This is a genomic window from Gemmata palustris (genome assembly GCF_017939745.1).
Lineage (GTDB): Bacteria > Planctomycetota > Planctomycetia > Gemmatales > Gemmataceae > Gemmata > Gemmata palustris.
The window spans coordinates 2,509,975-2,522,649 of record NZ_JAGKQQ010000001.1 but is presented as its reverse complement, the minus strand read 5'-3'; the positions used below and the strand labels follow the sequence as shown (position 1 = coordinate 2,522,649).

The following is a 12,675-nucleotide window of genomic DNA, read 5'->3' as shown; positions in this document are numbered from 1 at the left end:
CGTACTGCCGCCCCTCGTAATGCACCAACCCGGCTTCCGACTTGGCCCCAGAAACTGTGCTCGATCGTCGCCCGGCGGAACGCGCCCGCGAGTATCCGCGGGCGGGGGCTTTTCTGGCGAGATACCCCCTAGCGATCGTCGCCCGGCGGAACGCGCCCGCGAGTATCCGGGTCAGCGGCGTGCCGCCTTTCTCCGCTCACTTCACGGGCCGCGATCCCGCGATCAGGATGTCCACGAGTCGCTTCGCGCTCGCCTGCCAGTCCGGAATGGCCGGCACGTGGGCCACGCCCACGATCGCACCCAGCAGGTCGATCGGGTCCAGGTCCGTTCGGACGTCCCCGCTCTCCACCGCACGCTGCACCAAGAACCGCATCGCGTCGTGAATTCGGGTGCGGGACGCCTCGACCACCCTGGGGTGGCACTGGACCAGGGTCGAGAGGGCCGGGGCGATGATCTTCTTGGCCGCGATGTAATCCACGAACAGGAGGAGCCAGGCCCGCAACGCCTCGGGCGGCGAGAGCTTAAGGGCCAGTTCCCGCCCGGCCAGGGCGAGCTTCTCCACTTCTGTCCGGTACACGGCCTCGAGGAGCGCCTCCCGCGTCGGGAAGTGGCGGTAGAGCGTTCCAGGCCCGACCCCCGCCTCCCGCGCGATCTCATCCAGACTCGCCTCGGCCCCCGATTTGGTGAAAGCTCCCTTTGCCACCTCGAGGATGCGCGCCCGGTTCCGCTCGGCGTCGGCCCGCGGTTTTCGCCCGGATGGTTTGGGCGGTCTCTCGGCCATCGAATGACCCCTTGAAAACGGAGGATCCCTCCGGTAATGTTGCAATACGGAGCCTGCCTCCGTTTTAGCAGGTGGTAGGTGTCGCTGCAACCTCGGGCACGGGAACTCGGCCCGGTCCTGGCGGAAGAAGATCGCTGAAGGCCCAATGTGCCGGTCGCATCGTTCATTCCCGGGGCCGCCGGCGATCATTTCGGATCGCCCGTTGTGTTCGCGGGCCGTGACCTTGTCGCGTCGAGCTGACGCGGAAACGGCTCGGGTGGCACCTGACCGGGCCGAGTTTTAGAGCGGATCTGGGAGCGATGCGATTCGGCCTCTGAACCTGGTCCACGGAGAAAGGTTACATGATGAACACCTTTGGACCTCGCGAAACGCTCCGGCCTCCCGCCCGAAACGAGACGGCTCGGGGCACGGGGCGGGAATTCGTGCGGCTCTTCGGCCCCGTCGTCTACGCGCTCGCCCGGAAGCGGGGGTTCGGGGACGCGGCCGCGGCCGACCTCATGCACGAGGTTCTGACGCGCGCCGCCCGGGGCGAAGGGCCGGGGGCCGGCGCCTCGGGCCGCGACGCGATCCACGCCCGGCTCGTCACCGCCACCCAGAGCGCGATGGCGGCCGTTCGCTCGGCCAACGAGGACCGGCCGCGCCGGACCGACGCCACCGGATCGATTGCCACTTTTGAACTCGGGCGCACGCCGGACCTCGATACGGACTGGGAAAGTGAGCTCCAGCGCCAGCTCGCGAGGACCGCAATGGGCCGTGTGAAGCGCGAATTCTCACCGCTCGACTGGCAGGCGTTTTGGGGGACCGCGGTGGAAGGGCGGACCGGCGCGGCGGTCGGGCCGGAGCTCGGGATGACAGCCGGAACGGTCCACGTCGTGAAGTGCCAAGTACTGGCGCGTCTTCGCGAGGAGGTGGACCGCCTCCAGCTCGATGCCGAGTCGTGGGGCACCCCGGCGCGGCGCGCGGATCGACCGGAGGGCGCTGTTGTGCAGGATCTCGGCCCCGAGGACATCGAGCGCACCTCGTTACACGTTCCATACTTCTGGAGGCAGGGATGAAGACGTTCCGAAGTTGAGCGGTCGGGTTCCCGTCCACCCCGGCGTGTGGTTCTGTCGGGGTGCGGACGTGAAATGAACCCCGGAGCCGGTCGTTCGCGACGGAACGCCGCAATAACGATGTCCACGAACCGGTGCTCGCGGTTCCGCTGGTCCCGCGGGTCGGTCAGTGACTCGGAGTATGAACCGATCGATTCCACCGCGACCCGCTTCGCGGCCATGTGTCACCGCGCATGGGGCGGTCGGCGCCGCCCGAGTTGTGCTTCGGGAGCACGGCCAGAACCGCGGCCCAAGATGTAGCACCGCGACTGGCGGTGCGCAAGTCCACGCAACTTCCCAGGTATGCGCGTTGCCCGTGGCCGGCGCGCTGCTCGTCCTGGCCGCGTTCGACGAGCAACTCCAGCGGTTCCGGCACATCGAGGAACTCGCCGCCGTGTTCGCCGCGATCGAGGCGGCGCGGGCGAAGGTGCTTACGAATTGATCGCCAGCTCCTCACTTCACCCGTGTTGCGATCGGTTTCTGCGAGTGTCGGCGTTCTGGACGGAGAATCCCGACACGGTCGAACAAATCCGCAAAACCGTTCCGCACACCAACGGCGCGCTGCTACGTCTGTGTGTCGATCGCGAGTCGTGACCTCTCCCCGCCCATCCGGGCGCGCGAGCACCGCTCTTCATCCGTCACGGGCGCCGCGAGCGCCGACCCTTTTTCGGAGCACGAGTATGCGCAACTTGACCAAGAGCGTGGTGTCGTTCCTGAAGGCCGAAGACGGCCCGACGGCCGTCGAGTACGCCGTGATGTTGGCCCTCATCGTCGTGGTGTGCATCGCCGCCATCACCACCCTCGGCTCCAACGCCAACAGCACCTTCTCATTCGTCGGTTCTTCGGTCAAGCCGCCCGCCGGGAGCTGAGTGAACTTCGCGCATTGAACACGAGCCTTACACCCTCCCACTGGGGGCAACGTTGCCCCACTGGGAGGGTGTAAGGCTCGTGGTGAGTTCGATTGCCGCGGGCCACCGCTATGCGATTCATCCTGTTCTCGTCGCTGTTCGCGCACCTCAACGGGCGCGCGTGACGCCGCGGCGGCCGTCCGATTCCCGTAAGAGATTCGCGCGCGTGTTAGGAAGCGATAAGGCGAGCGTCCTCCTGTGGATGTCATGGCATCGGGGAGGTGGGGATGCTTCGCCGTTCGTTGGTTACGCTGATCGCTTGCACGACTTCGCTCGTAGTTGCGGCGCCGGTTCCGCCCGAGGACAACGGAACCCGGTTGGCCCGTGCATATGGGGCGTGGGTTTCGCCCCAACGCGACTGCGAATTCACACTGAAAAACAGCGAATTGCGGATTCGGCTCCCCGCAGTGGATCGGGTGCTCGGCTCGGGCCGTGAGGGCGTGTCGGACGAGGCGCCGCGTGTCCTGCGCGAGGTCGAGGGCAATTTCGTGGCGGTCGTTCGCGTCTCCGTGCCCGCACCGGAACGCGAGCCGGAGGGGAGCGGTCCGTATCGGTCGGGTGGGCTGATGGCGGTGGGCACGGAAGGGCCGTTCGTGGTGGTGCGCCGGTGCGTCGGGAGCGTAAACGGGAACCGGAACGCAGTTTGGTCCCGGGTCAGTGGGTCCGAGAGCGTGGACCGCATTCAGCGCCTCCGAATGCCCGATGACGCGGGGTTCTTGCGCCTCTCTCGCGCGGGCCAGAACGTGGTGGCAGGTTGGAGCCGTGACGGCAAGGCGTGGAAGGACTTCGGCCCGGCCGAAGTGCCGTGGGGTACGAAAGTAAGAATCGGTGTGGTGGCTGAGAATTGCTTGGGAACGGCGTCCGAAATCACGTTCAGCGAGTACAGGGTGTCACTGTTGGGTAAATGAGGCCCGCCTTCCCGCCTGGCCACTTCACCGAATCCCCGAAACCTTGTCAGCATTCGTCCGCGCGAAGCAATTTCACTTTCGTTGTTTCCGGATCGGAGCGTCCAGATCCGACCAGCGCTGTGCAACCGCAACTCGGTAGTCGGACGCGATGGCCGCGGGGTAAACCAACAGGTCCGATCGCCCGGCCGCCAACCGCTCGTCGCCCTCGACGGTGAGCCGGTCGTATTCTGCGAGGCGGTGCTCCCGAAGGTGTCGGATCTCCTCGCGGGTCTTCTCGATCAGGGCCGCTCGTTGGTTCAGCAACTCTTCCACTTGTTTGCGCCGCCCCTCCGCACCGTTCCGGTCCCCGCCGTTGTCGTAGGTGGCAAGCTCGTGCGCCCGAACCGCGAGGCGGTGGCGATCCGCGGCCCGGGCCGCATCGCGCTCGAGCTCGCCCACTCGCTGGGCCAGCGCGGCACGGGCGCTCTTGAGCCAGGCGAGTTGATCCTGGAGCGCCAGGGCGGGCTCTTCGGGCTCCTGAGTTGAAGTGGGTCGGGATTCTTCCGGCGCGGGCGAGCCGCAACCCGCCCCGAGCGCGAGAAGGACCGGTACGAGCGCTGTTCGCATGTGATGGTACCGCGGTTATCGGATCGGGCCCAAGGATACCGTGCCCGGCAGTATGCCGTCTCCAGATTCCTGCGTGCCGATCGACGCGAGCCACATCGGGAGCGTGTCGGGGTCGATCATCGACATGGTGTACTGCTTGTCGTCGGGACCAGTTGCGCTCATCTCGGCGGTATCTGCCCAGTCCTTACCTGCGAGTTCGTGTCGTTACGTTTCCAGGCTTAATCCGAGGTTCTCGCAGCACAGCTCGATCGACGCCCACACATTCCCGTCACGGTACTGGATAGCGTCGAGCGTGACGGTCGAACGGACCGTTCGCGTGGGCCAGTTCGCCTGCGAACGTTGCGGTACATGTTTTACCCCGCCGATCGACTTTTTGGCGGATGGTGCCCATGCCACCGAGCGCTTACTCCGTCGCGCCACCGAATTGCCCCGGAACTCCGATGTGGCCAACGCGGCTCGGTTCTCCGCGATCCCCGAGAAGAACTTGGAGCGCAGGCGGCGACGGTTCCACAGGGCCCGATCCGCCGGATCGGGATCGACAAGTTGTCATTAAGAAGCGGCACCGACGGTTCGTCGCTGTGATCATCGATCACGAGGTGATCATCAACCTGATCGCGAATACCACGACAGAACAGGGCCTGCGAATCGAAGCCGAACTCGACACGGCAAGCTACCCGCTCGGAACGAAGCTCACGGACGAGGAACTGGACATGGTGAAGATCAAACGCCACAAGTTCCACGGCGATTGGAATTCCGCCATCCGGCCCGAGACTGGGAAAAGTTCGTCAACGTATTGTGACGAGCCTCCTTAGTCAGCCGCTCGTGCTCGCCCCGTCATCGGTACCGACTGGTGGTTCCGCTCCCGGGATCAGCCCCCGGAGGTCCTCGACCAGTCGAATCAGGCTCGGGAACGGTTTCGCGATCACCCGTAACGCGCCGCGGGCGAGCAGCTCCTCGTGCGTGTACGCGCCCGTGCTCCCGGACACGAACACGGCCCGCACGTCCGGGTCCACGGCCCGAAGCGCGGCCAGGGTCCGGGGGCCGTCCCACGGTCGGGGCATCTGGACGTCGAGTACCACCAGGTCGATCCCACCGGCCCGGTACGCGTCGAGCGCGTCCGCCCCGTTGCCGGCCGTGCGGACCACGAATCCGGCCCGACCCAGGGTCAGCGCCAACAGGTGTGTGATGAGGGGTTCGTCGTCCACGACGAGGACCGTCGGGGGACTCGGATCAGGCGAACTCATTCCCGCTCCGTCGGGAGAGGAGGAGAGCAATGCGGCGCGCGGGGCGAACCCGCCCGAATTACTCTATTACTCACCCCCAAATCGGCTCGTACCTACTCGTCCCTTAAATGCGCGGTTCGGCACGTCAGGTGAGGTCCGATGCGCTCTCGGTCTTGCGTGGCAGGTACACCTCGAACCGGGTGCCGCGCCCCGGCTGACTGGATACGTTGACCCGCCCACCGGCCCGCTGCACCACCCCGAACACCGTGGCCAACCCGAGCCCGGATCCGCGTGCCGGGGGCTTGGTCGTGTAAAACGGCTCGAACAATCGGGCCCGCACCTCGGTCGCCATCCCCTCACCGGTGTCCGTGACCGCCAGTAGCACGTACCCGATCCCGCCCGGGTCCTCGGGGGCGACGTTGGCCGTTTCGATGCACAACTGCCCGCCACCGGGCATCGCGTCCCGGGCGTTGGCGCACAGGTTCAGAATGACCTGCTCCACGCTCCCGGCGTCGGCCCCGGTCACCCACAGCTCGGGTCCCGGAGCGACCGCCAAGACGACACCGGGTCCGACGAGCCGGTCCATGATCGGGGCGAGTTCGTGGAGCACATCGTTCAGATCGACCGGCGGCTTGTTCCCGTTCGGGCGCCCGAACGTCACGAGTTGCTGGGTGAGGGCAACGGCCTTCTGGCCCGCGAGCCGGATCTGTCGGGCCGGTTCCCGGGCGGGGCTGTCCTCCGGCAGGAGGTCGGCGACCAGTTCGGCGAACCCGTTAATGGCGGTGAGCAGGTTGTTGAAGTCGTGGGCCACTTCGACCGCGACCCGGCCCAGGGCTTCCATCTTTTGGGCCTGTCGCGCGTACTCCTCGGCGCGCGCGTCGAGCGGGTCGGGGTCCGGGGCAGCGGCCTTCAGCGCGGCCGGGCTGAGGGGCGGAAGCATGGGATTCTTCGGGGGATAGATAAACTGAGCGATCTGGCAAAAATAGCATAAGCACCGAGCGGGGCGTTTGAATGTGAAAAATCGAACGATTTGTGCAGGCCTTCTTCTCGTCTGGAGGGCGGGCCGTCTGGGAGACCTCGGGCACGGTCCGGTACCGCTCGAGCAGAGGTCCGCGGACGTGCCGCGCGAGTACTACGGATCCGCATCCGTGAGGTAGTCGTAAAAGTGTTGCTCTCGGCCCGTGCCCCATTGTGCCCAATACCGCCAACGGCTCCGGAGTTACTGCGTTCAGTTCTGAAGGCACGCTCTCGTAACACAACGGTCGCCGTTTTTCTGCGTAGCGAAAGGGTTCAAGCTCCAGGTGTGCATCGGCGTTACCCGCGTCGGATAGAACTCCGATACGCGCCGCAATCGGAGAACCCACGCACCAACTGTGGAAACGCACCCGACTCGACTGGCCTAAACCGCTGCCGAGTATGGATCTGGGCACGGCCGGAACCGCCCTTTACGGCACAGATTTTTTCACGGATCATCTTCAGTTACGTTCGTCCGCGCGATCTCATGCGGAGCTCGGGTACCATCATCAACCCCACGGACGGGTTCCCGCTTGTTTGAGCACAAGGACCTCTCGTTTCGGACGGCTCACCACCCTTCGGAGGGCGACCCATGCCCACGGTTCGCAAGGTTCTCTGGATCGTTCCCGTCGCGCTGTCGTTCGGGCTCTCCGCGGCGCCCACCGTGGGCGGACCGCAACCGGCGCCAACGTCCGAGGCGAGCAAGCCGCGCACGGGTACCGACGTCGAAGTCAAGTACATCGACGACAGCGTCATGAAGCTGAAGCTCCTCGACGAGAAGCTCGAACTCGTCACCAAGCACGGCACCCTGCGGATCGCGGTGTCCGAGATCCGGCGCATCGAGTTCGCGATCCGGCTCCCGGCGGCCACCACGGATAAGGCCGCGGCCGCGATCGCCAAGCTGAACCACTCGGACTTCAAGGTGCGCGAGTCCGCCACCGAGGAACTCAAGGAGCTCCGCGACCGGGCGTACCCGTCCCTCGTGAAGGCCCTCAAGCACGAAGACCCGGAGGTCTCGCGCCGGGCCGAGGAGGTCGTGACGTTCGTCCGCAACAAGGTGCCGGCCGCGCACCTGGAGCCGCGCGAGTTTGACGTGATTCACACGGACGATTCCAAGATCGCGGGGAAACTGACGACCGAGTCGCTCCGCGTGGGCACGTTCCAGTTCGGCGAGCAGCACCTCAAGTTGACCGACGTGCGACTGGTCCGCACCGGGCCGGACCCGGTCGAGCCGGCCATGAACGCGCAACCGGCTCCGCTCACCCTTCTGAACTATGCGAACCAGTTCGGGAAAGAGTTCGTGTTCCGGGTGACCGGAGTTCAGGGGCCGGGACAGGGGAACATCTGGGGCAGCGACGTGTACACGCTCGACTCGGGCTTGGCGACGGCGGTGGTCCACGCGGGCTTCGCGCAACCGGGCGAAACCGTCGTCGTGAAGGTGCGCATCATCGTCCCGCCCCAACAATTTGTTGGCGCGGCCCGGAACGGGATCACCTCGGCCCCCTACGGTCCCTTCCCGGCCGGTGCGTTCGAGTTCATTCGGAAGTGATGCGAAACGAAGCGAGCGGATGAGTCGTGATCCCCCGCTGCCTTAGTACAGCTCCCCGTAAGTAGGGGAACAATCTTATGCGGCAATCGCCACTGGGTTTTCGCCTTTGGCGAGTTCGCACTTGGCCATGATTTTCGTCACGGACTTTCGGGTCCAGTTGAACGGATGGGCCTGCTCGTTCCACTCCGCCGCAAATGCGTGGAGGCGTTCGGCCAAGTGAGCCTTGTCCGCGAAGTCGGCGATGGCCAACCGCTTGCGTTGCAAGATGCTGAACCACTGCTCCACTTGATTCATCCACGAACAATGCACCGGCGGATGGTGGAACTTGAAGCGCGGATGCCTCTCCAACCAGGCTCGCACTTGCTTGCCCGTGTGCATCCGCAAGTTGTCCATCACCAGGTGAACCTTCGTGATCGATGCCGGGATCTCACGGTCCCGTTGGTCCAAGAATTCGATGAACTCCTTCTGGCGTTTGCGTTCCGCTGTGTGCGCGTAGACCTTGCCCGTCCGCGTGTCGAAGGCGGCGAACAGATTCAAGGCTCCTTTGCGTTGGTACTCATGTTCCACGCGAACCGGCAGTTCAGGTTGGGCCGCCAATGTCGGCGACAAGCGCGTCCGGGGCTGCAAACTCGTTTTCTCATCCACGCACAACACCGCTTCATGCGGTGCCAGTTTTCGTGTGTAGAGCGTGCAAATGTTCTTCACCCGCTTGCGAAACGCGGCGTCACGCGGCGCCTTGGGCGAGAGCCACAGGTGCTTCCGCCACGGCTTGAGTTTGTGGTTGGCTAAAATACGTTGCACGGTCTGCGGCGAAACCGAACCCACCACCTCGTCGGTGATCAGTTGCCGGGCCCGCTCCGCACAATCCCAGTGGGACAACGACCGACCCACCTCGTCAGGCCGTTCGCAGGCGATCTTGACCAAGTGGATCGCAACTTCGGGGGGAAAAGACCGGCGGTCGGCCCGTGCGCTTGCCATCGGCGAGTCCGGCCACCCCGTGTTGGCGAAAGCGTTCGATCCACTTGTACAAATGCCGGCGTTGCATCGCGACCAACCGGCCCGTCGCAGAAACCGAAACGCCACCGGCCAGAAGCAGGATGGCGCGTGCGCGTTTGGCGAGTCCCGCTGCAACGCTGGGGCGTCGCAACAAGCGGTCGAGTTCGTCCCGCTGCTTCGCGGTAACGGAAACGATTCGTTGACGCTTTGCCATTGGAGCAACCTTGCTCAAGAAGTCCTGGGCTTCGCCATCCTGCGTTGCGAATCTTAAACTGTTCCTCTACTTACGGGGAGCTGTACTTAGTATCTGGCCCTTCACTTCCTGATTGCAACGAAGGTGGGGCGACATCCTCGGGCTCAGAGCCTCGAGCCGAATCGTAGGAGCTGAACCGAATGAGCGGTTCCACGATCTACTCGACATGCAGGCGGCCCGGCGCCTATCATGTATACATAGGGTCCGTCAGTAAAGAGCCAGAAAACGTCGTCATTGTCGTCATCGTTGTCACGCGAGCGAATCGCCCGGAAATTACCGCCGGGTCGGTGACGACAGTGACAACGCGCCCCATCCCACGGCGCGTGCGTCGTCATCCTCTATCGCAATAAATCCTCGGAAACTCGTGCCGTGTGACGACGATGACGACGTTTCTGCGGACGGAACAACCATTGTGACGCTTGAGTTTGAGGAAGGGTCGATGGCATCGGATCCGTCCGATCCGTGGTCAAGGGTCGAATCGAGTTGCTTCACCCGTCTGGGGTGAAATTGGCTCTGCCCTTGGAGTGGGCCGGCGTGGCACGGAATGGTTGATGGATCGCGCTGAACGCGCACCACCTCTGTAGCTCTCCGCGTCTTCCTGTTGGTGTGCAGCCAGCGTCTTGCCGACGAGCGGCGCCAGCACCGCACCGATCGCGAGCCACGCGAGCAGGGCGCAGCCAACGGTTTCAAGCGAGATCCGCGAACCTCGAGCCCGAGACGTGAGCGAAAAAGATCGGCTGGGCGCGTGGCCCTTGTACCCGTCCGTCTGGCCGAGGTTGAGGCCGTCCGAACCAGGGCGCCCCGACTAGGGCGGTCATAGCGGAATCGCAGGGGCCGCAGGGTACTCGCGCCTTACCCCATGACAGTGGCCGGCCATGAACGGTTGAGCCCCTCACCCCCTGTCGCCGGGCGGCCTTTATGGGCAATGAATAGTAGGCGGCGTGAGTCGCGAAGCTGGAACTACTGGGCGGCAATCGAGAACGTGTCCTACCGCTATTGTGCGCCGGGGTGGTGTTGTTACTTTTAACTCTCGCCCGTGAAGGGGACGTGCGATGCAGCGCCGGTGCGTGGACCCCGCCGGCGCTGTTTTTGATTCGTCTGCGTAGAAGGCAAGATGGCCCGACAGCGTGCCAAGCGAAAGGCACAGGATTCTTCGGCGCCCGAGCATCACTTGTGGTGCCCCCGCTGCGGGCACCAGACACGGATCACGGACCAAGAGCGTAAGACTTACACGCGGTCCACGTGGCCGCAATGCTGTGGGCGGAGAAAGTGCTGCCTACCCGTTCAGGAGCCGGGGGTAAAGCCGACCGGACCCACAACCGCTTAAAATCCTAAGCGAGCCCGCTAACTCTCGCTCGACTGTAGCACCTTCCCCAACACGAGATCAATAACCCAGCACCCGCGCGTGCGGCCCCGGACCGCGGGAGTGGTCGAGCACCTCGGCGGCTGATGACGGACAAACGGATGTTCAGGGCTTCAGCTCTCCGCGGACTTCAGCGATCCTTTTGACGATATTTTCATGCAACCTAAGTGTGACGCCTAACTGCTGCTGATAGCGTGCCTGATCCAATCGGAGCTTGAGGTTCTCTTGCTGTTGCTCTTGAGTTGGCATCGCGGGTAGGGGTAGTATGGGAATCATTGAGAGGGCTCTGAACCGTTCAATTTCCTTCTCGTACTTAGCGGCTGCTTTCTCCAGTGAGTGTAGGTATTTGGTTCTCTGAATACGGTTCGGGCTGAGGAGCTTGATGGTCGGGAGTGATACCTGTGAAGTGTCCCCCGTGACGCTCATTAGAACAACGAGTGCTGCACTGAGCATGTGAGTGCTCACCTAACGTGGTGTATGAAATTCGTTTACCGCCCCCAGCATGACCGATCCGGCACCTGGTGCAAGCGCCGATGAGTCTCCAGGTGGAGCGACGCCGGTGCCGGAGTGGTAACCGCTGTTTAGAACCGGGGGATCAGCCGCGAGCGGGACTGGGTCACGAACTCGATCCAGTTGAAGATGCGCACCACCCGGTTCTCGAGTTCGTCATCGGTCAGGAACCCGGCCAGCCAATCCGTCCAAACGTCGCCGAGCATCCTCTCGATGACATAAGGGGCGAAAACGTGCTCGCGCTCCATCAAGTTAAGCAGGGGCACCCGGTGCGGCGGGTACCGCTCTTCGGCCCACCTCGGGGCCAGCGGGTCAACGCACGTTACCGAGGAGTCGCCCCGGGCGACTGAAAGCTGGCTGGTGGTGAAAACGAGTCGGTACTTCAGTTGGTGCTGAGAATTCGATCCGCCCGGATGATTCGGGTTCACCGTGACGGCGAAGGCGAGGTAACGCGCCGCGGGATCGGAACTCATGGGAGAGGCCTCCTGATTCAACCGACATCATCCTAAACGCGATCGACGACCGCGCCGATCGCGAAACTCGAATGCTTTTCGATCCGCTATGAGAGGCTACAAAAGCAAGAGCGAGCGAATGTCGTAACGGGCACTTGGAATCGCGTCCGGTGCACGCGCGCGGTTGGTCCGAATCACGGGCCGGGGTCCGGGTCGAGGATCAGATCGCTCTCGTGCTCGATCTTCAGTTCCGTCACCTCCCAGTACACCCACCAATGGTTCACGAGTCCGGTCGAGATGGGAATCGCGTCGCGCACGATTCCCCGCTCGATGATCGCCGGGCGCCCGGCCCGAATAACGTAATCGCCCGTCCGGAACTTCGGCACTTCGGCACCACTCATGTTCTTTCCGCTCACCCACCTACAGGCACAAACGGCACGCTTCAGTGCCCAGTCGTGCAAGCGAAATGCCAAATAACCTCTTCCCGGAAGATCCTGGGCAGGTCCCACTTCTCGACACCCGCTCGAGGGCGGGTGTCGAGAAGTGGGACTAACCCTGACATCCGCACCCCTTCAGGCGGCACGATCCTGAGCTAGGGTTGGTTGCCGTTTGGGAGGCGCGGCTATGGCGCCGGAGTTGGGCCCTCCGCCGCCGGTGTTTTTCTCGCGGTCCCTGGTCACTTGGGCGAACCGTCCGGGCTTACTGACCGGCTCGGGCCGGGATCTATTCCGAACACCTTTGGAGCGACGATGGACGAAATCGACGACTCGGACTGGGGACCGGGAGCGTACTCGGCCACCCTACTGATCGCACTCGTTTCCGTAGTAGTCGCGCTTTTGGCGGCCTAATTACAGAGACCCGCGCCTCACCCCCACATCGGGTCACAAAGAAGAACACCCGCCAATTGGCGGGTGTTCTTGCTTCTGAAATCAACGACGCCGGCGGGCAGGTCGCGGCGTCACAGTGGCTCTCAACTCAAAAGAAGTAGCTCCCCAAGCAATTCACGGAAGGCCACCATGTG

The 12,675-nt window shown here is 64.0% G+C and carries 15 protein-coding genes and 1 pseudogene; 6 read left to right on the top strand and 10 right to left on the bottom strand.

The features are described 5' to 3' along the window. Positions 1–196 precede the first annotated feature (196 nt). On the bottom strand, positions 197–781 hold the full coding sequence (locus J8F10_RS10290; protein WP_210653736.1) for a TetR/AcrR family transcriptional regulator: 585 nt from the start codon (positions 779–781) through the stop codon (positions 197–199). Positions 782–1,122: 341 nt separating this feature from the next. On the opposite strand from J8F10_RS10290, the gene J8F10_RS10285 reads away from it, so the two are divergent. From J8F10_RS10285 to J8F10_RS10275, 4 genes are all read left to right on the top strand, one after another. Continuing rightward, a complete protein-coding gene (locus tag J8F10_RS10285) occupies positions 1,123–1,836 on the top strand; it encodes a sigma-70 family RNA polymerase sigma factor (RefSeq protein ID WP_210653735.1) in 714 nt (237 codons plus the stop codon). A 352-nt stretch (positions 1,837–2,188) separates the two neighbouring features. After that, positions 2,189–2,314 (top strand): hypothetical protein, encoded by a 126-nt coding sequence (locus J8F10_RS39805; RefSeq protein WP_261363053.1) that lies wholly within the window; start codon positions 2,189–2,191, stop codon positions 2,312–2,314. Positions 2,315–2,552: 238 nt separating this feature from the next. After that, positions 2,553–2,741 (top strand): Flp family type IVb pilin, encoded by a 189-nt coding sequence (locus tag J8F10_RS10280; protein WP_210653734.1) that lies wholly within the window; start codon positions 2,553–2,555, stop codon positions 2,739–2,741. Between the two features lie 266 nt (positions 2,742–3,007). Next, positions 3,008–3,688: a hypothetical protein gene (locus tag J8F10_RS10275; protein ID WP_210653733.1), complete on the top strand. Its 681-nt coding sequence runs from the start codon at positions 3,008–3,010 to the stop codon at positions 3,686–3,688. 72 nt (positions 3,689–3,760) lie between these two features. On the opposite strand, the gene J8F10_RS10270 is transcribed toward J8F10_RS10275, so the two are convergent. Beyond that, positions 3,761–4,294 (bottom strand): hypothetical protein, encoded by a 534-nt coding sequence (locus tag J8F10_RS10270; protein ID WP_210653732.1) that lies wholly within the window; start codon positions 4,292–4,294, stop codon positions 3,761–3,763. A 15-nt stretch (positions 4,295–4,309) separates the two neighbouring features. Continuing rightward, entirely contained in the window at positions 4,310–4,456 is a 147-nt protein-coding gene (locus J8F10_RS10265; protein ID WP_210653731.1) for a hypothetical protein, read from the bottom strand. A gap of 425 nt (positions 4,457–4,881) precedes the next feature. Between J8F10_RS10265 and J8F10_RS10260 the strand changes: the two are divergent. Then, positions 4,882–5,106: pseudogene (locus J8F10_RS10260) on the top strand (ISAzo13-like element transposase-related protein); the annotation flags it as partial. Here the strand turns inward: J8F10_RS10260 and J8F10_RS10255 are convergent. Together J8F10_RS10255 and J8F10_RS10250 are read right to left on the bottom strand one after the other, a co-directional pair. Beyond that, positions 5,107–5,538 carry a response regulator gene (locus tag J8F10_RS10255; RefSeq protein WP_210653729.1) on the bottom strand — a complete coding sequence of 144 codons (432 nt, stop codon included), beginning with the start codon at positions 5,536–5,538 and terminating at the stop codon, positions 5,107–5,109. A gap of 124 nt (positions 5,539–5,662) precedes the next feature. Beyond that, entirely contained in the window at positions 5,663–6,457 is a 795-nt protein-coding gene (locus tag J8F10_RS10250) for a sensor histidine kinase (protein ID WP_210653728.1), read from the bottom strand. A 666-nt stretch (positions 6,458–7,123) separates the two neighbouring features. On the opposite strand from J8F10_RS10250, the gene J8F10_RS10245 reads away from it, so the two are divergent. After that, positions 7,124–8,080 carry an LCCL domain-containing protein gene (locus tag J8F10_RS10245; RefSeq protein WP_210653727.1) on the top strand — a complete coding sequence of 319 codons (957 nt, stop codon included), beginning with the start codon at positions 7,124–7,126 and terminating at the stop codon, positions 8,078–8,080. 75 nt (positions 8,081–8,155) lie between these two features. On the opposite strand, the gene J8F10_RS10240 is transcribed toward J8F10_RS10245, so the two are convergent. From J8F10_RS10240 to J8F10_RS10220, 5 genes are all read right to left on the bottom strand, one after another. Continuing rightward, positions 8,156–9,004 carry an IS630 family transposase gene (locus J8F10_RS10240; RefSeq protein WP_210653726.1) on the bottom strand — a complete coding sequence of 283 codons (849 nt, stop codon included), beginning with the start codon at positions 9,002–9,004 and terminating at the stop codon, positions 8,156–8,158. Beyond that, positions 8,976–9,290, bottom strand: coding sequence for a helix-turn-helix domain-containing protein (locus tag J8F10_RS40745; protein WP_210653725.1), 315 nt, complete (start codon positions 9,288–9,290; stop codon positions 8,976–8,978). Before J8F10_RS40745 ends, J8F10_RS10240 begins: the two co-directional genes overlap by 29 nt. Positions 9,291–10,797: 1,507 nt before the next feature. After that, on the bottom strand, positions 10,798–11,145 hold the full coding sequence (locus tag J8F10_RS10230; RefSeq protein WP_210653724.1) for a hypothetical protein: 348 nt from the start codon (positions 11,143–11,145) through the stop codon (positions 10,798–10,800). Positions 11,146–11,273: 128 nt separating this feature from the next. Continuing rightward, entirely contained in the window at positions 11,274–11,675 is a 402-nt protein-coding gene (locus tag J8F10_RS10225; protein ID WP_210653723.1) for a hypothetical protein, read from the bottom strand. A gap of 173 nt (positions 11,676–11,848) precedes the next feature. After that, on the bottom strand, positions 11,849–12,055 hold the full coding sequence (locus J8F10_RS10220; protein ID WP_210653722.1) for a hypothetical protein: 207 nt from the start codon (positions 12,053–12,055) through the stop codon (positions 11,849–11,851). Positions 12,056–12,675 lie beyond the last annotated feature (620 nt).